Origin of the sequence: Sphingobium sp. Leaf26, from assembly GCF_001421665.1 — a bacterium.
Lineage (GTDB): Bacteria > Pseudomonadota > Alphaproteobacteria > Sphingomonadales > Sphingomonadaceae > Sphingobium.
The window spans coordinates 23524-39821 of record NZ_LMKV01000008.1 but is presented as its reverse complement, the minus strand read 5'-3'; the positions used below and the strand labels follow the sequence as shown (position 1 = coordinate 39821).

Sequence of the window (16298 nt, the reverse complement as noted above, 5' to 3'; positions counted from 1 at the left end):
TCAGCCGATGGCGGCCCGCTGCGGCACTGGAAATAGTCTGGCTGCATCCTGGGGCTGCATCGGCCGTCCGAAATAATAGCCCTGCACCTTCTTGCAGCCCAGACGGCGGACCATCTCCAGTTCAGCCTCCGTCTCAACCCCTTCAGCGGTAGTCGTCATGCCCAGGCTGTCCGCCAGCGTCACAACGGCGCGGATGATCGCCAGGCTTTCCGCCGTGTTCTTCGACGCCCCGACAACGAAGCTGCGGTCGATCTTGATCGTGTTGAAACGGGTCCGGCTGAGATAGCCAAGCGAGCTATAACCCGTGCCGAAATCGTCGAGCGATAGCTGGATTCCTAGGCCAAGCAGTTGATCCAGCACTTTCAGTGCACCCGTATCCTCGCCCATAAAGACACTTTCAGTGACTTCCAGTTCCAGCCGCCGCGCTTCCAGCCCGCTCTGCGCCAAGGCGGATATGACGGCTGTGACGAAACTGGGATGGGCCAATTGTTCGGCAGAGACATTGACCGCGATGCGGACATCCTCCGGCCAGTTCGTCGCTTCCATGCAGGCCATACGCAACACCCATTCGCCGATCGGCGCGATCAGCCGCGCCTCCTCCGCTACTGGAATGAACTTGGCCGGCGAGATCGCCCCCAATTGTGGATGGATCCAGCGCACCAGCGCCTCGAAGCCCAGCACCACGCCCTGATTGGCGTCGACCACCGGCTGATAGAGGACGTGCAACTCGTCCTTTTCCAGCGCCTCACGCAGCGCCAGTTCTAGCTGCCGTCGCTCTTCCGCCTGGGCATGTAGCTGCGGCTCATAAGCGCGATGCACGCCGCCGCCGTCGTCCTTGGCCCGATACAATGCAAGGTCTGCGCTGCGGATCAGGGCTTCGGATTCTCGGCCGTCCATCGGCGACAGCGCCGACCCGACCGAGGCACCGACATGCAACATATGCTGGTCGACCTGATAGGGCACTGACAGCGCGCCGATGATCGCCGAGGCCAGCCGCGGAATGACCGCGCCGTCCGCGACATGGGGCAAGACCACGGCAAATTCGTCTCCGCCGATCCGACCGCAAAATTGGCCGGCATCGCAAACCTGCCGCAATCGGCGCGCCACCTGGCTCAGCAGCTTGTCGCCGGTCTGGTGGCCCAGCGTATCATTGATCGCCTTGAACCGGTCGAGGTCTATCATCATGAAGCCGCATCCGGGCGAGCGCCCCCGCGCCGTATCCATCGCCTGATCCAGCACTTCGCGCAGATGGCTGCGATTGGGCAGGCCGGTCAACGGATCGAACCGCGCCAACTGGGCGATCTTGTCTGCCGATTCACGTTGCGCCGTGACGTCCGAGCCGACACCGCGAAAACCCTGAAACGCGCCGTTTTCATCGTAACGGGGCGAGGCGGACAGTTCCCACCAGCGCCATTGTCCCTTGATTTCGACCGGGAGGACGAGATTGCTGAAACTCTCGCGCCGCTTGAGATGATCGGCCAGACTGTGCAGCCCGGCGGCGAAGCGCCCATTGTCCCAGCCGCTGCCGGCCAATATCTGCACCAGCGACGCGCCCTCCAGATCGGCAGGCTCCATGCCGAGCGTTTCGGCAAAACGGTTGGATACGCCGCTGATCCGCCGCAGCGTGTCGGTCTGCCACAACCAGTCGGACCCGCCTGCCTCATATTCACGCAGCAAGAGGCTCACCACTTCGCTCTTTTCTGCGAGCTGGGCGGTCGTGCTGTGTTGGCGGGCGAAGGTGCGGGCGTAGATGCAGCAGCCAGCGAGCAGGGAGAGGGCATAGCTGGTGGCCAATGCCCGGAGCGGCAGTTGGCCATGATCGTCGAACATGAAGAACAGGCCGATGATGCAAGGCAGGAGATAGGCGCTGGCGGAGAGCGGAGTCGCTGCATAGCTGATCGCGCCGCAGACCATGATGCAGCTGACCAGCGTCCAGAGCGCCACCAGCTCTTCTGTCTGCCCGGACCGGGCGATCAGGGCCATGCAACTGGCCCACACCACCCCCTGCAACAGCGCGCCCAAAGCATGGCGGCGCAGGTCGGACGGGCCGACACCGGCATTATCGGCACGACGGCGACGGCTGTCCAGACCGATGGCGACGGCCGTGGCGGCGATCAGGGCTGCGCTCCAGCCGGCAAGCAGCATGGGCGGGCAGCAATGCGAAAAGACCTGCCAAAGGAACAGCAGGCCACAGATGTTCATGCCAAGGCGCAGAATGGCGATGCCGTCGGCGGAGCGCAACTGCGCCTCCAGCACGCGCATGGCGGCTGCGTCCGTCACCGACGACAGTCCCATCATCGCCCGAAGCGATACACGTTCCTGTCGATCCGGCTCTTCGCTCTGATCTGTCTTGCTACCCACATGCCTGCGTTAACAGCCATGCGTTAGCAATCGGTAACCTTGGCGAGCCGTCAGGCGGCGATGTCGTAGGGCCGGATTTCGCCGGTCAGATAAAGGTTGCGCGCCTTCGACCGGCTGAGCTTGCCCGAAGAGGTGCGCGGCAGGGTGCGGGGCGGCACCAGTTCCACGACGCAGTTCATGCCGGTAATGGCGCGGACCCGTTCGCGAATCTGGTCGCGCAGGCGCGAACGCTCCTCATTATCGGAGGTGCGGCAATGGACCAGCACGGCGGGCGCTTCCTCACCACCCGGCGTGGTGATGGCGAAGGCGGCGATATCGCCCTGCTTGAAGCCGGGGAGCTGCTCCACCGCCCATTCGATATCCTGCGGCCAGTGATTCTTGCCGTTGATGATGATCATGTCCTTGGCGCGGCCGACGATGTAGAGATAGCCATCGGACAGATAGCCCATGTCGCCGGTGTCGAGCCAGATGCGGCCAGATACATCGGCGGCCATGCAGGCCTTGGTCGCGGCGTCGTCGCGGAAATAGCCGACCATCAGGCTCGGCCCGGTGGTCCAGACCTTGCCGATCTGACGCTCGTTCATCAGGCCGCCATCCTCGTCGCGGATTTCCACGACCATGTCCTTGGCCGGCTTGCCGCAATTGACGATGGAGCGGAAACGCTGCGGACGGCCTTCGGGCGCATCGCCGCCCGACAGGTCGGTTTCCTCGACCAGTTCCACGATGATGCCCTCGCCCGGCGGCATGATGGTGACGGCCAGCGTCGCTTCGGCCAGGCCGTAGCTGGGCAGAAACGCCTTGGGGCTGAAGCCCGCGTCGGCGAAAGCGTCGACGAAGCTCTGCATCACGTCGGGGCGGATCATGTCGGCGCCGTTGCCGGCGAGGCGCCAGCGCGACAGGTCGAACCGGTCCTGCGCCTTGGTCTGGCTGGACATGCGGCGGGCGCAGATGTCGTAGCCGAAGGTGGGCGAATAGCTGATCGAGGTGCCGCTGTTGCGGCTGATGAGGTCGAGCCACGCCAGCGGACGACGGGCGAAATCCTCCGTCTTCATATAATCGGCCGACACCTGATTGGCGACCGGGGACAGGAAGCAGCCGACCAGCCCCATGTCATGATACCAGGGCAGCCAACTGATGCAGCGGTCGCTTTCGACCACTTCCATGCCATGGCTGTGCGCCGACAGATTGCTGAGCAGCGCATGGTGCGTGACCGCGACGCCATGCGGGAAGCGGGTCGAACCGCTGCTATATTGCAGATAGGCGATTTCCTGCGGCTGCGCCTGCGGCAGGGCGACGGGGACCACCTCACGCGCCAGAAAATCCTCGAACGCGATGCTCTCGACCGATTTCTGCCGGCCGGACTCGCCCGCCATCTCTTCCAGTTCCTTGGGGAAGAGGAACAGCATCGGGTCGCAGCTCGACAACTGGACATTGAGCTGGTCGATATAGCTTTCCTTGCCGCCGAAGCTGGTCGGCAGCGGCAGCGGGACCGGCCAGGCGCCGGCATAGACGATGCCGAAGAAGAGCGTCGCGAAATCCGGGCCGGTTTCGGCGACCAGCGCGATGCGATCCTGCGGCTTGACGCCATGCGCGATCAGGCGATGGGCGCAGGCGATGGCATCGGCGCGCAGTTCGCTGAACGGATAAGGCCGCGCCAGATTGCCACGGGCATCGTGGAAATTCAGACCGCGTTTGCCCTGCGCCGCATAGTCCAGCGCTTCGCCCAGCGTCCCGAAATCGGAGAAGCGGCGCGGCAGATCATCTATGGTCGGCGTTGGTGCCATCATCTCTTGCGAACCCGTCATATTGGTTTCACCCAATGTCTTAAAACTCATGAAAGCGGGGCCGCTAGCAGCTTTGGCCGCCATATGCACCGCCTATTCCATGCCAATCTCGCTTATTAGCCGACAAGGCGCGGTGAAATTCCGGCCCGACTGTGGCATAAACATGGCGCATCGGTCATTAAGTGTCATCATGACCGGCAAACGCCTCCCCCCACCGCTGGACGAAGCCGCGCTGCGCGATATGGCGCTGCGCCATGTCGCCCGTTTTGCAACCAGCCGGGGGAAGTTGCTGGCCTATCTGAAGCGCAAGATCAAGGAGCGCGGCTGGGGCGGCGAAGAACCGGCCGATCCCGATGAACTGGCCGATCGCTTCGTGGAGCTTGGCTATATCGACGATGCGGGCTTTGCCGTGATGAAGAGCGGGGCGCTTGGTCGGCGGGGCTATGGCGCGCGGCGGATCAACGAGGAACTGCGCGCGGCAGGCATAGCGGAGAGCGACCGGGCACAGGCGGACGCGCAGACCGCGTCGGAAGCGTGGAACGCGGCGGAGCACTTTGCGCGGCGCAAGCGGGTGGGGCCTTTTGCGACCACCGCGCTCGACCCCAAGCAACGGGACAAGGCGATCGCCGCCTTCCTGCGCGCGGGCCATGATTATGCGACGGCACGGCGCTGGGTGGATGCCGCGCCGGGCGAAATATTGGCGGAGGAATAGGCCGCGAGGGTCACGATTGGGTCACGGGCCGGGCATGGGGGCAAAGTTCACACCGTTCTTTCTTCGCAAATACGGGCAAATGCGACAGCCATGCGCCGCCGATGCACCCATGACGCGAGGCCGACGCGCCATCGGGATCACGGCTGCGCGCCGGTTGGGTCATGCCTGCGCGACGCCCCCGCGACAGGGACGCGCCTGTCAGGTCATACATGGGTCGCGCCGCGCGGGCGGACGGGATCGGTGAATGGGTCCGCCAGACTTTGCGCATGCAGCGCCAGCGCATGGCTCCACGTCCGGTCGAACACCGTGCCCGCAAGGCGCCGGCGCAGTCGGTGGGCGCTGGCCGGCGACATGCCCACGGCACGGGCCGCCTGCGTGACATTGGCGCTGGCAAGCAGGTGCGTGAGGAAGCGGCGCTGCCGATCCGGCGTCCAGAGGGCGCGTTTGGCGGGAACGGGCGCCGTGGCAGAAGGGATCGCGCCGGGCGCGGGCGGATTGGGGGAGAGAGGCTGTTCCATCGACAAGGATAGAACAGACGAAATCCTATTTTGGAAGGGGGATTTGGGTGGTGAGCGGACTGTCAGCTTTTTAGCATTTATGGTCGGTTAGCGGACGATTACGGCATCCTCGATTGACAGGTTCTCTGGCTTGGCGAATGAACTACTTAGCTGCCCTTTACCCAGATAGGTGATGTAGCAATCAGGCGTGATTTTCAAACGTCGGGCAACCAAATTGCTTGCGCATGCCTTTCTGATGGGAGCGAGGGATGCATACGAGAAGCTGTAGACGGAACGCCCTTCGTTTATCCTTAGCCCCACCATATCCTGCACCCAATGCTCTAAAGCTAGCCGTTGCGCCTTGTCTGATCGGATCAATAAAGGAGCCGACCATTCCTCGTAACTGCTGTCATGATAGCGCAGCTTGATATTCTGGCCGCTGCGATTGTCGATCACAGTTGGCCAAGCATCACAGCCCGCCAGAAAAAACATCAAACTAGCAATGGCGAAAGCGCGCTTGTTCATATCTCAGGACATCCCAACGGTTTCTGTCGTGCCAGCGTAAAAGCATGTCCGCAATCGGTAAGTCTATTAGGCAGTGGGAGCGGCAAAAAATGGTCGGGACCAGCCTTTCCCCTGATCGGACCGCTTCCGTGCCCTGTCCTGACGCATTACCCCCTCCCCTTGCGCGCCGAATCGCATTAGGCATCACTCCTATGATCCGCCCGTCCCCCCTGCTGGCTTCCGCCCTCTTCGCCGTCAGCCTGCTGGCCGCCTGCTCCAGTTCGCAGCCGGTCGCCGACAACAGCGCGCAGGTGCAGGCGACGAGTGCGCTGCTGCCCGTCGTCATCCGCAGCGCCAAAGGCACGCATCGTTTCGATGTGGAGGTCGCCGCCACGCCGCAGGAGCAGGAAAAGGGCCTGATGTTCCGCAAGGCACTGGATGCCGACGGCGGCATGCTCTTTCCCATGGACCCGCCACGCACGGCCAGTTTCTGGATGAAGGACACGCTGATCCCGCTCGACATGCTGTTCGTCCACACCGACGGGACGATCGCTTTCCTGAAAAGCGAGGCGCAGCCCTATGCGCGCGAACCGGTGTCGGCGGGCGTGCCGGTGGCGGCCGTGCTGGAACTGCGCGGCGGACGGGCGGCGGAACTGGGCATAGCGGAGGGCGACCGGGTCAGTTGGGGTGGCTGCGCCGTGCCGGGCGAAAAGCGTACGACCACCCTGAACTTCTGTCCCGTTGCGAGTCACTGAGCCATGCTGCCAAGCCATCAAAGCGCCGATCGCGCATTGAAACGGGTCATTCTGTTCACGCTTATTGTGGCCGTTATCACCTTTCCCATTCTGATCATTCAGCTTCTGAACATCGTAGTATTTGGCTGGCCGCAGTCTGTTCTCAATAAGCTCGGCATGCGGCATGGAGATGAGTCTCTAATAATAATTTCAGCGCTCTTTAGCTCTGCCGTTTTCCTGCTTCTGGCGGCACAGGCTGGTCGCAATCTTCTGCGATAGAACCTCTCCCATATCAAAGCATTCAAAGCGCACCAATTCTACGATGACCCATTCCCAAAACGCCTTGCCCGCGCCCGTCGCAGCGGCTAAGCGCTGGCGCATGGGAATCCTGGCTAACGTCTTCACCTGGTGGAATGGCGCCACCTTCGGCACCTGGCTCTTTACGGCTCGCAAGGGCACGAAAGTGGGCGAGGATCATCAGGGCAATATCTATTATGAAGGCGGCACCGACCCCAATGGCCTGACGCGCCGCTGGGTGATGTATAATGGCGCCAACGACGCCAGCCGCGTGCCGGCCGAATGGCATGGCTGGCTGCATCATTCGATAGAGGGTGCGCCCGAAAGCTTCCTGCCGCCGCCGCGCATCTGGGAAAAGGAATCCACCCCCAACGCGACCGGCACCGCCAACGCCTATCGCCCGTCCGGCGCGCTCGAAAAGGGCGGCCAGCGCCAGAAGGCGACCGGCGATTATGAGGCGTGGAGCCCCGACGCGGCATGACCCGGCATGCGGCGGGAAGCGTCCCGCCGATCCTGTCTGCGCTGCCTTTCCTGTCCTGCGCGCTGGCGCTGGCCGCCTGTGGCAAGACGGACGTGCCCGCCGCCAACCAGAGCGGGCCGGTCAAGGTGCAGAGCGCGCCGATCCGCGCCGTGGCGAACGGCGCGGCGTCGGGTACCCCGATGGCCGAGCGGAGCGCCGTCATCGGCCTGTTGAACAAGCGCAACGGCCTGACCCGCGATCTGACGATGAAGCCGGGCGAAGCGCTGCGCGTGGGCGATGCGATCGTCCGGTTGCAGGCGTGCGAAACCAGCGCGCCATGGGAAAATGTGCAGGAAACCGGCGCCTTCGTGCAGTTGGACGTGCGCAGCAGCGCCGATGGCAAGTGGCGGCGCAATTTTTCCGGCTGGCTGTTCCGCGAACGGCCCGACCGTAATGTCGTGCAGCACCCGATCTATGACGTCTGGGTCAGAAGCTGCACGATGGAATGGCCCGAAACCGGGCCGGAGACGGTCAAGCTGGGCGCCGAGGGCAAGCCGGCCAACGGCGCGAAGGCCCGTTCCGCCGCCACGCCCGATCCGGACGCCAGCACGGACGCGCCGGCCGCCGTCCCCAGCGCCACGCCGCCGGTCGCGCCCGCCAACAACTGAAGATAGTCGCGCTGGCTGATTTCGATCGCGCCCATGCTGCGCAGATGATCGGTCATGAACTGGCAGTCGAGCAGGGTGAAGCCGCCGACCCGCAGCCGCGCCACCAGCCAGGCCAGCGCCACCTTCGACGCATCGGTGCGGCGCGACACCATGGATTCGCCGAAAAAGGCTTGGCCCAGCGCCACGCCATACAGGCCGCCGACCAGTTCATCCCCCTCCCACACTTCGACCGAATGGGCGAAGCCGGATTCGTGCAGATGGCGATAGGCGCTTTCGATCTGGTGGTTGATCCAGGTCGAGGGGCGGTCCGGCGCGGATTGCGCGCAGAGCGCCAATATCTGGGGGAAGGCGCGGTTGGCGGTGACGGTGAAGCGGTCACGGCGGATGGTTTTGGACAGCGAGTGCGACAGGTGGAAGCCGTCCAGCGGCATGATCGCGCGCCTTTTGGGTTCGACCCAATAGACGTCCTGCGCGTCGCGATCGTCCGCCATGGGGAAGACGCCGATGGAATAGGCCTGCAACAGGACGAGCGGGTCGATCATCATTCTGATCGCAAGGGTAGCAGACCGGGCGGCTGGGGAAAGGCTTTCATGGTCCTTTCGGGCGGGTTAGGATGGACCATGCGCCGCCTGATCCCCGCTCTGTTGCTGCTGGCAGCCTTGTCCGCGCCTGTGCCCGCGATCGCCGCGCCGGATGAAGCCCGCCATTATTATCTGCAAGGGGTGATGGAGACGGGATCGGAGCTGCTGCTGCGGCCCGACGGGCGGTTCCAATGGTATCTGTCGGTCGGTGCGCTGGACCTGTTTGCGGAAGGGCGCTGGGTCGAGGCGGAGGGCGCAGTGCTGCTGACGGCGGAAAAGAGCGCGCAGGTGCCCGAGCCGGGATTTGAGACGCTGCGGCTGACCGTGCGCGGCGCGGACCTGATCCCGCCGGACGGACATGGCGCCTATCGCCTGCCGGATGCGGCGCACGATTGACTTGGGCGGGACGGCCCCTAACGTCCCGATTCCATGAAGACTCTTCCCTTGGCCCTGCTGCCCCTCCTCCTCGCCACCGCTGCCCACGCCGCTCCCGATCCTGCCTCTGGCCCTTATGCCGCGCGGGTGGCGAAGATACTGAAGGCCACGCCGCTGATCGACGGGCATAATGACTGGCCCGAAGCGCTGACCGACAAGGTCAAGGAGCAGCGCTGGACGATCCCGCTCGACCGGCTGGACCCGGCGACGTTCCACACCGACATCGAACGGCTGCGCGCCGGTGGCGTGGGCGGGCAATTCTGGTCGGTCTGGGTGTCGGCCGACCTGCCCGAACTGCAACAGGTGAAGGATACGCTGGAGCAGATCGACCTGGCGCATAGTTTCGCGCGCCGTTACCCCAGGGACTTCACCTTCGTGAACACGGCGGCGGAATTGCGCGCGGCGCACAAGGCCGGGCGGGTTGCGTCCCTATTGGGCGTTGAAGGCGGCGGCCAGATCGACGGCAGCCTGGCGGTGCTGCGCAGCTATCGGGCGCTGGGCGCTTCCTATCTGACGCTGACGCATGCGCGCACCATCGCCTGGGCCGACAGCGCCACCGACAATCCGCAGCATGACGGGCTGACCCCGTTCGGCGAGGCGGTGGTGCATGAACTCAATCGGCTGGGGATGCTGGTGGACCTGAGCCATGTGAGTGAGGCCACGATGCTGGACGCGTTGCGCGTGACCAAGGCGCCGGTGATCTTCTCCCACTCCAGCGCGCGGGCGATCTGCAACACGCCGCGCAACGTGTCGGACGCCGTGCTGAAACAGGTCGCGGCCAATGGCGGCGTGGTGATGGTCAATTATGCGCCGCAATATGTGTCGGAAGCCCGTCGCATCTGGAGCGCGGCCCGCAGCGCGGAAGTCGCGCGCTATAATGCGCCGCCCTTTGGTGGCCTCTATATCGGCGACCCCGAGGGCGCGAAGCAGGCGCTGGCGGATTGGGAGAAGGCGAATCCCGAACCGGTGGTGACCCTGTCGCAGGTGGCCGATCACATCGACCATATCGCCAAAGTCGCCGGCGTCGATCATGTCGGCATCGGCAGCGATTTCGATGGCGTGGGGTCATTGCCGCAGGGGCTGGAAGGGGTGCAGACCTATCCGGCTTTGCTGGCGGAGTTAATGCGCCGGGGCTGGAGCGACGCGGACATCGCCAAACTGGCCGGCGACAATGTGCTGCGCGTGATGGCGGCGGCGGAAAAGATCGCGGCGGGGATGGCGGGCGAGCCGGCGGGCAGCGGGACCGTGGCGGCGCTGGATGGAGTGAAGCGGTAGGTTGCTGGTTTGGTATCGACCATAACCAATCATAAGGGTTCGGCAAGTTCGCAGCTATAAGCTGTCACTTATCATGAGCAAGGCGAAAGCCCATCCCCCTCTCAGGCCCTCCGTCATAGGTCCAAAGGGCGTCTAAGAATCCACTAGGTTTTTTGTCGCCCATCCCATGATACCACATCCCGATCACGGCAGACTGCTGGCAGAAGAGGCCGCCCAGCTTTTTACACCCTAAATCGTCGGTAATGCGTCGGGTATCTGCCAGAATTTCCATCGCATTGCCTTCAAGATCGAAGATGCCATTCTTGCTTGGCTTCAGTTGGCCAACAGGGCGTACCAACCCACGCTCGACCGCCCATCTCGGATCAGCAGGGGACGCTTTGACAATAGGATTTTGATATGATGCGCTCTTCCCAGCAATTCGCCATTCAGCAGTAGTAGGCAGCCGGTATTTTTTGCCAAATTTCTTATTGAGCCAGTCCAAATAGCACTGGAAATCAGGGCGGGTTATGCCTGTTACCGGATATTGGTCAGCAAGTGTTTTCGAAAATTTCAACCGATCATTGTATTGATTGGCTGGCATTGGGCATTTTGCTTCGGTGACGGCAGGCAAATAATCCTTCCAAGTGACCTCGTATATGCCGAGATAAAACGATTTCTTCACCGTTCCATCAGTATCCAACAACACCATTTTCGGTTCATTGATTTCAAAGCTATCAGCCTGTGCTCCTTCACAGAGCATCAGAACCAAAGCAGATAACATTATCCGAGCCGAGTTTAGAAAAGATTTTCGCATTTGCTGTCCCGCTCCCGGTGAGTTGCAAAACTCGATTCAGATGCGATTACGCCACTTAGCGAAGCCGTATCTATAAAGCGGACGTCCCGCTACCCACCCATCTCACCCCTAACGCACCGCGCTTTCCAGCAATCTTACCGTCCCCGCGGCCGCGTCCATTTCCGCCTCTATGCCGAGCGGCAGGCTATATTGGTTGGCGACATGGCCGAATTGCGCGCCCTGGAAGGCGGGGATGCCGAGTGGCTCCAGATGCTGTTGCAGCACTTGCGACAAGGTGAAGCCGCCATAGCTGGGGCCGCCCGGCCCGCAATCGGTGCATTGGCCGAAGATCACGCCCTTGACCTTGCCCAGCACACCGGCGAGCGATAGCTGGGTCAGCATGCGGTCGATGCGGTAGGGCTGTTCGCTCACATCCTCGATAAAGAGCAGCGCGCCGTCGAAATCGGGCAGCCAGTTCGTGCCAATCAGCGCGGCCAGCACGGTGAGGTTGCCGCCCAGCAATCGCCCGCGCGCCACGCCGGGGCGGAAGGTGCGGATACGGCCCGTGCGCTGCACCAGCCGGTCCTCATGCGAAACCGGGTTGGCGAAGGTGGGCGTGGCGCCATCTAAGGCGACGGCGCGGAAGGCGTCCCAGCTATATTGGCCCCAACTGCTCGCCGCATTGGGACCATGGATGGTGGTGAAGCCGGCCTTCGCCGCGAAGGCCAGATGCAGCGCGGTGATGTCCGAAAAGCCGACCAGCAGCTTGGGGTTCTTGCGGATGGTGGCGAAATCCAGCAGCGGCAGGATGCGCGCGCAGCCCCAGCCGCCGCGCACCGCGAAGACGGCGCGCACATCCGGGTCGGCGAACATCGCATTGACGTCGGCTGCCCGGTCCTTGTCCGTGCCGGCGAGATAGCCGTAGCGGCCCGCCAGATGCGGCGCGGCCTTGGGCTTCAGGCCCATGGCGGTGATCGTGTCCTTGACGAGATCGAGGTCGAAACCGTCGTCGGTGAAGCCCGCCGGCTCGATCAGGCCGACCGTATCACCCGCGCGCAGGCGGGGCGGCTTCACCCATGGGGCCGGCGCGGCCAGCGCCTGCGGCCCGGCCAGCATCGCGCCCATGCCCGCCAGCATGCTGCCCACCATGTCCCGTCGGTCGATCCGCATCGTCAAAAGTCGCTCCCGTCCCTGTGGCGATAGGCACCGCCCGACCATCGCATGTCGATATCGGGATAATGGCAGTCGCCGGTCGGCACACGGCCGAAAGCGACGAAGACGCAATCGGCGGCGCTTTCATTCACCAGATGATGGCCGTTCGGCTCGCCCTTGGGGAAAGCCGCCATGTCGCCCGCCGCCATCGGCGTGCGTTGCCCTTCCTCCACCAGCACCGCTTCGCCAGCCAGCAGGACCAGAAATTCGTCCTCATCCTCATGCCAGTGCCGTTGGGAGGAGGCCGCACCGGGTTTCAGCACGACATGGCTGACGCCGAAATCGCCGAGGCCATGGGCCGGACCCAGCCGCCGGACCCAGCGCCCCGCAACGATGGCCGCATAGGGGGCGGGATAGCCGGTGCGATTGGTCTGTTCGATGCGGTCGAGGTCGATCCGTGGCATGGCCCATTCTCCTGTGGCTGGCGCCCAAAAGCTGGCCAACCCGCATGGCTTTCGCTAACGCGGGGCGATGACCATGACCAGCACCAATGACGATGTAGTGGCACTGGCCCAGCGCCTGCTCGCCTGTCCATCCATAACCCCTGCGACCGGCGAAGTCTTTACGGCCTTAGAGGCAATGCTCGCGCCGCGCGGCTTTACCGTCGACCGGTTCGTGGCGGGGGAAGCGCCCGACGGGCCGGTCGAAAATCTGCTGGCGTGGCGCACGACGGGCGCGGGGCCGCATTTCGCCTTTGCCGGGCATCTGGATGTGGTGCCGCCGGGTCCGGGATGGACCAGCGATCCTTTCGTGCCGGAGATTCGCGGCGACCTGCTCTACGGGCGGGGCGCGGTGGACATGAAGGGATCGATCGCGGCCTTCGTCGCGGCGCTGGACGCGCTGCCCGACGATCTGCCGGGCACGATCAGCCTGATCATCACCGGGGACGAGGAAGGCCCGGCGGTCCATGGCACGCTGGCGCTGATGGACCGGATGAAGGCGCGCGACCTGCGCCCGGACCTGTGCCTGGTGGGCGAACCGACATCGTCGGCGCGGCTGGGCGATGTGGTGAAGATCGGCCGGCGCGGGTCGGTGAATATGTGGATCAGGGTAGCGGGGTCGCAGGGCCATGTCGCTTATCCGCATCTGGCCGACAATCCGATTCCCAAGCTGGTGCGCATCCTGACGCTGATCGAGGCGGAGGTGCTGGACGAAGGGACCGACTGGTTCCAGCCCAGCAATATCGAGATTACCGATCTGGAAGTCGGCAATGTCGCGCATAATGTGATCCCCGGCGCGGCGACGGCGCGCATTTCGATCCGCTTCAACGACCAGCATAGCGGCGCGTCGCTGATCGAGCGGATCAAGGCGATTGCCGCGACCGAGGGCGGCACGGTGGACGCGCGGATCAGCGGCGAATCCTTCCTGACTGCGCCGGGCGCGTTCAGCGATCTGATGAGCGGGGCGATCCGCGATGTGACGGGGGTGGAAACCGAGCTTTCGACCACAGGCGGCACGTCGGACGCGCGCTTCCTGTCGCGGATTTGCCCGGTGGTGGAATTCGGGCTGAACAATGCGACCATGCACAAGCTGGACGAGGCGGTCGCGGTGCAGGATTTACACGATCTGACGCGAATTTATGCGCTGGTGGTGGAGCGGGCGCTGGGGTGAATAGCGCGTAACACGCCCCTCCCGCGCTCGGGAGGGGGAACAAGAAAATCCCCTACCCCACATCCCGGACGACAGGCCGCAGCGGGGCGAACTGCGCCAGATAGGCCTCTTCCGCCGTGGGCCGGGCCAGATGATAGCCCTGGAACAGGGTGCAGCCGATGACGCGCAGGACGTCCATCTGCGCTTCGCTCTCGATGCCTTCGACCACCACTTCCATGCCGAGACCCTGGATCAGGCCGACGACGGCGGAGCAGATGGTGCGCGCTTCGGCCGAAGTGGCGATGTCGCGGACCAGGCTGCGGTCGATCTTGACCCGGTCGACGGGCAGTTCCTTCAGCCGCGACAGGTTGGAATAGCCGGTGCCGAAATCGTCGATGGCGATGCGCACGCCGTCGCGGCGCAGCGCACGGAGCTGTTCCAGCACCCGCGTTTCCATCTCCATCGCCAGCGATTCGGTGATCTCCAGTTCCAGCATGGACGGTGGCGCGCCATGGGTGGCGATGGCATGGCGCAGGCGCAGGAAAAAGTCCGCCTGCGCCAGTTCGCGGGTGGAGATGTTGATGGCGATGCGCTGGTCGATGCCGGCCTGCATCCAGCGTGCCGCCGTCTGGCACACGCGGCCCATCACCCAGTCGCCCAGCGCGACGATCGAGCCGCTTTCCTCCGCGATCGGGACGAACGCGCCGGGCATGACCAGTTCGCGTTCGGGATGCGCCCAGCGGACCAGCGCTTCGGCGGTGACGGCGCGGCCGGTCGCCACGTCGATCTGCGGCTGGAACTCCAGCAGAAATTCGTCCCGCTCCAGCCCGCGCAGCAGGTCGCGTTCCAGTTCGGCGCGATCCTCCGCCTCCAGCGCCAGCGCATCGGTATAGATTTCGGCGCGGCCACGGCCCTGACGCTTGGCATGATACATGGCGACGTCCGCCGCGCGCAGCAGGTCGGCCAGCGTAGCGCCATGGTCGGGATGGCAGGCGATGCCGATCGAGGCGCCGAGTTCGACATGCTGGCTGCCAAGATCGAACCGTTCGCCCAGCGCGAACTGGATGGCGCGGGCGATGCGCTGTGCCGCCGCCGGGCCGGACAGATGGGGGAAGAACATGGTGAATTCATCGCCCGCCAGACGCCCGATGACGGCATCGCCGCCCCCGGTGCTGACCTGGGCCATCACCACTTCGCGCAGGCGACCTGCGACGCGGGCGAGCAACTGGTCGCCCGCCGCATGGCCCAGCGTGTCGTTGACGCCCTTGAACCCGTCCAGGTCGATGAAGAACAGGGTCGCGGTGCCATTATCGTCGCGCTCGGCGAGCAGCCGTTCGACCTGGCGACAAAAACTGGTGCGGTTGGCGAGGCCGGTGATCTGGTCGAACAGGGCGAGCGTCTGCACATGATCGAGATTGGTGCGGACCTGACTGAACAGGCTTTCCATCGCGACCGACAGGTCGGGCAGTTCCTGGCCGATTTCCGTCGGGACGCGCGATTGCAGGTCGCCATGGGCCGCGGACAGCAGGCGGTCGGTGGCTGCATCGATGGCGGTGGCGGTGGTGGCGATGGTGCGGCGGGCCGAAGCCCAGCTCATCGTACCGCAGAGGATGGCGATGATGAGGGCACGGCCGACCTGGAGCAGGTCATCCTCCTGCCCCGGTGTGTAGCCCAGCACGAGCGACAGGATGAACACCAGCGCCCCTGCGGCACAGGCGAAGGCAGCAGCGCGGCTTTTCAACGTCACGCCCTGCATGTGCCTCCCGCCCCGATACCGTTCCGCAGAACCTCCGATCATTGGGATATGAAGGACAGTGGTTAAGAAATGATCATTGAGTCTTACAAAAATGGGTCATTTTTTGCGGCGCAATATCAAGTAGATCGCGCCGTCGCCGCCATGGCGCGGATGGGCGACGCGGACGCTGGCGATCCGATCGGCATAGGGGCTGGTTTCCAGCCAGTGGCCGATCTCCCCCCGGATCGCGCCACGCCGCGACGCGCCGTCTGCGCCCGCGCTTTTCGGCGGTTTGCCGGTGACGACCAGCAGCACGCGGACGTCGCGTGTCAGGGCCTGGGCGATCGCCTGGTTAAGACGCGCATGGGCCATCGACAGGGTGTGGCCGTGCAGGTCGATGCTCATGTCCGGGCTGATCGTGCCGCTACGGATACGCCGTTCCCAGCCACTGTCGAGCACCGCGGCAGGGGTGCGCGCGGGCGGCGCGACAATCGTCCGGGACGGGGCGGCCGTTAACCCTGTTTTGCCGGATCCTGCCATGACCGGCGCGTCGATCAACTGGTCCATGGAAGGCGTGACAGGCACGCTGACCGCGCGCGCGGTCGGGCGGAGCGGCCTTACCGTCCGGGCGAGCGCTGTCCAGAGCGCCGCTTCATCCTTGGACAGCCGCCGCCGGGCCAT

Annotated in this window: 17 protein-coding genes and 1 pseudogene; 7 read left to right on the top strand and 11 right to left on the bottom strand. The window is 64.3% G+C overall.

Going from position 1 to position 16298, the window contains the following annotated elements; all coding sequences use genetic code 11:
• Positions 1–2298: a putative bifunctional diguanylate cyclase/phosphodiesterase gene (locus tag ASE85_RS08165; protein ID WP_200928328.1), complete on the bottom strand. Its 2298-nt coding sequence runs from the start codon at positions 2296–2298 to the stop codon at positions 1–3.
• 113 nt (positions 2299–2411) lie between these two features.
• Positions 2412–4148 carry a fatty acyl-AMP ligase gene (locus ASE85_RS08160; protein ID WP_056686410.1) on the bottom strand — a complete coding sequence of 579 codons (1737 nt, stop codon included), beginning with the start codon at positions 4146–4148 and terminating at the stop codon, positions 2412–2414.
• A gap of 187 nt (positions 4149–4335) precedes the next feature.
• Between ASE85_RS08160 and ASE85_RS08155 the strand changes: the two genes are divergently transcribed.
• Positions 4336–4857, top strand: a complete 522-nt coding sequence (locus ASE85_RS08155; protein WP_056686407.1) for a regulatory protein RecX — start codon at positions 4336–4338, stop codon at positions 4855–4857.
• Between the two features lie 203 nt (positions 4858–5060).
• On the opposite strand, the gene ASE85_RS08145 is transcribed toward ASE85_RS08155, so the two are convergent.
• Positions 5061–5375, bottom strand: a complete 315-nt coding sequence (locus tag ASE85_RS08145) for a hypothetical protein (protein WP_056686401.1) — start codon at positions 5373–5375, stop codon at positions 5061–5063.
• Positions 5376–5462: 87 nt separating this feature from the next.
• Positions 5463–5879 (bottom strand): hypothetical protein, encoded by a 417-nt coding sequence (locus tag ASE85_RS08140; RefSeq protein ID WP_056686398.1) that lies wholly within the window; start codon positions 5877–5879, stop codon positions 5463–5465.
• A 191-nt stretch (positions 5880–6070) separates the two neighbouring features.
• Between ASE85_RS08140 and ASE85_RS08135 the strand changes: the two genes are divergently transcribed.
• Positions 6071–6613 carry a DUF192 domain-containing protein gene (locus ASE85_RS08135; RefSeq protein WP_056686396.1) on the top strand — a complete coding sequence of 181 codons (543 nt, stop codon included), beginning with the start codon at positions 6071–6073 and terminating at the stop codon, positions 6611–6613.
• Between the two features lie 189 nt (positions 6614–6802).
• On the opposite strand, the gene ASE85_RS22930 is transcribed toward ASE85_RS08135, so the two are convergent.
• Entirely contained in the window at positions 6803–6973 is a 171-nt protein-coding gene (locus tag ASE85_RS22930; protein ID WP_156358259.1) for a hypothetical protein, read from the bottom strand.
• Here ASE85_RS22930 and ASE85_RS08130 point away from each other — a divergent pair.
• Positions 6972–7370 (top strand): NADH:ubiquinone oxidoreductase subunit NDUFA12, encoded by a 399-nt coding sequence (locus tag ASE85_RS08130; RefSeq protein ID WP_056686394.1) that lies wholly within the window; start codon positions 6972–6974, stop codon positions 7368–7370. The genes ASE85_RS22930 and ASE85_RS08130 overlap by 2 nt on opposite strands.
• Positions 7367–7786, top strand: a pseudogene (locus ASE85_RS24300) (DUF2155 domain-containing protein); the annotation flags it as partial. The gene ASE85_RS08130 and the pseudogene ASE85_RS24300, both read left to right, overlap by 4 nt.
• A gap of 35 nt (positions 7787–7821) precedes the next feature.
• Here ASE85_RS24300 and aat read toward each other — a convergent pair.
• Positions 7822–8562, bottom strand: a complete 741-nt coding sequence (gene aat / locus ASE85_RS08120; RefSeq protein WP_056686387.1) for a leucyl/phenylalanyl-tRNA--protein transferase — start codon at positions 8560–8562, stop codon at positions 7822–7824.
• A 75-nt stretch (positions 8563–8637) separates the two neighbouring features.
• On the opposite strand from aat, the gene ASE85_RS08115 reads away from it, so the two are divergent.
• On the top strand, positions 8638–8994 hold the full coding sequence (locus tag ASE85_RS08115) for a hypothetical protein (protein WP_056686385.1): 357 nt from the start codon (positions 8638–8640) through the stop codon (positions 8992–8994).
• 33 nt (positions 8995–9027) lie between these two features.
• Positions 9028–10308, top strand: coding sequence for a dipeptidase (locus ASE85_RS08110; protein WP_056686383.1), 1281 nt, complete (start codon positions 9028–9030; stop codon positions 10306–10308).
• 64 nt (positions 10309–10372) lie between these two features.
• Here ASE85_RS08110 and ASE85_RS08105 read toward each other — a convergent pair whose 3' ends face one another.
• The 3 genes from ASE85_RS08105 to ASE85_RS08095 form a co-directional block, all read right to left on the bottom strand.
• Positions 10373–11047, bottom strand: coding sequence for a formylglycine-generating enzyme family protein (locus ASE85_RS08105; protein ID WP_235523410.1), 675 nt, complete (start codon positions 11045–11047; stop codon positions 10373–10375).
• A gap of 162 nt (positions 11048–11209) precedes the next feature.
• Positions 11210–12250 (bottom strand): S66 peptidase family protein, encoded by a 1041-nt coding sequence (locus ASE85_RS08100; protein ID WP_056686379.1) that lies wholly within the window; start codon positions 12248–12250, stop codon positions 11210–11212.
• 2 nt (positions 12251–12252) lie between these two features.
• The gene (locus ASE85_RS08095; RefSeq protein WP_056686374.1) at positions 12253–12696 is read right to left on the bottom strand and encodes a cupin domain-containing protein; all 444 of its coding nucleotides are present in this window, start codon (positions 12694–12696) and stop codon (positions 12253–12255) included.
• 67 nt (positions 12697–12763) lie between these two features.
• Here ASE85_RS08095 and dapE point away from each other — a divergent pair, with 67 nt between their 5' ends.
• Positions 12764–13903, top strand: a complete 1140-nt coding sequence (dapE, locus tag ASE85_RS08090) for a succinyl-diaminopimelate desuccinylase (RefSeq protein ID WP_056686371.1) — start codon at positions 12764–12766, stop codon at positions 13901–13903.
• Between the two features lie 52 nt (positions 13904–13955).
• Here the strand turns inward: dapE and ASE85_RS08085 are convergent, their stop codons facing one another.
• Together ASE85_RS08085 and ASE85_RS08080 are read right to left on the bottom strand one after the other, a co-directional pair.
• On the bottom strand, positions 13956–15638 hold the full coding sequence (locus tag ASE85_RS08085; RefSeq protein WP_056686368.1) for a putative bifunctional diguanylate cyclase/phosphodiesterase: 1683 nt from the start codon (positions 15636–15638) through the stop codon (positions 13956–13958).
• A 96-nt stretch (positions 15639–15734) separates the two neighbouring features.
• Positions 15735–16298 carry a Smr/MutS family protein gene (locus tag ASE85_RS08080; RefSeq protein ID WP_056686365.1) on the bottom strand — a complete coding sequence of 188 codons (564 nt, stop codon included), beginning with the start codon at positions 16296–16298 and terminating at the stop codon, positions 15735–15737.

Excerpts from the sequence above, each read along its gene's own strand:
- ASE85_RS08165 (WP_200928328.1), bottom strand. The coding sequence starts at position 2,298 with ATGATGGGACTGTCGTCGGTGACGGACGCAGCCGCCATGCGCGTGCTG.
- ASE85_RS08160 (WP_056686410.1), bottom strand. The coding sequence starts at position 4,148 with ATGATGGCACCAACGCCGACCATAGATGATCTGCCGCGCCGCTTCTCC.
- ASE85_RS08155 (WP_056686407.1), top strand. The coding sequence starts at position 4,336 with ATGACCGGCAAACGCCTCCCCCCACCGCTGGACGAAGCCGCGCTGCGC.
- ASE85_RS08145 (WP_056686401.1), bottom strand. The coding sequence starts at position 5,375 with ATGGAACAGCCTCTCTCCCCCAATCCGCCCGCGCCCGGCGCGATCCCT.
- ASE85_RS08140 (WP_056686398.1), bottom strand. The coding sequence starts at position 5,879 with ATGAACAAGCGCGCTTTCGCCATTGCTAGTTTGATGTTTTTTCTGGCG.
- ASE85_RS08135 (WP_056686396.1), top strand. The coding sequence starts at position 6,071 with ATGATCCGCCCGTCCCCCCTGCTGGCTTCCGCCCTCTTCGCCGTCAGC.
- ASE85_RS08130 (WP_056686394.1), top strand. The coding sequence starts at position 6,972 with ATGGGAATCCTGGCTAACGTCTTCACCTGGTGGAATGGCGCCACCTTC.
- ASE85_RS22930 (WP_156358259.1), bottom strand. The coding sequence starts at position 6,973 with ATGCGCCAGCGCTTAGCCGCTGCGACGGGCGCGGGCAAGGCGTTTTGG.
- aat (WP_056686387.1), bottom strand. The coding sequence starts at position 8,562 with ATGATGATCGACCCGCTCGTCCTGTTGCAGGCCTATTCCATCGGCGTC.
- ASE85_RS08115 (WP_056686385.1), top strand. The coding sequence starts at position 8,638 with ATGCGCCGCCTGATCCCCGCTCTGTTGCTGCTGGCAGCCTTGTCCGCG.
- ASE85_RS08110 (WP_056686383.1), top strand. The coding sequence starts at position 9,028 with ATGAAGACTCTTCCCTTGGCCCTGCTGCCCCTCCTCCTCGCCACCGCT.
- ASE85_RS08105 (WP_235523410.1), bottom strand. The coding sequence starts at position 11,047 with ATGCTCTGTGAAGGAGCACAGGCTGATAGCTTTGAAATCAATGAACCG.
- ASE85_RS08100 (WP_056686379.1), bottom strand. The coding sequence starts at position 12,250 with ATGCGGATCGACCGACGGGACATGGTGGGCAGCATGCTGGCGGGCATG.
- ASE85_RS08095 (WP_056686374.1), bottom strand. The coding sequence starts at position 12,696 with ATGCCACGGATCGACCTCGACCGCATCGAACAGACCAATCGCACCGGC.
- dapE (WP_056686371.1), top strand. The coding sequence starts at position 12,764 with ATGACCATGACCAGCACCAATGACGATGTAGTGGCACTGGCCCAGCGC.
- ASE85_RS08085 (WP_056686368.1), bottom strand. The coding sequence starts at position 15,638 with ATGCAGGGCGTGACGTTGAAAAGCCGCGCTGCTGCCTTCGCCTGTGCC.
- ASE85_RS08080 (WP_056686365.1), bottom strand. The coding sequence starts at position 16,298 with ATGGCCCGGCGGCGGCTGTCCAAGGATGAAGCGGCGCTCTGGACAGCG.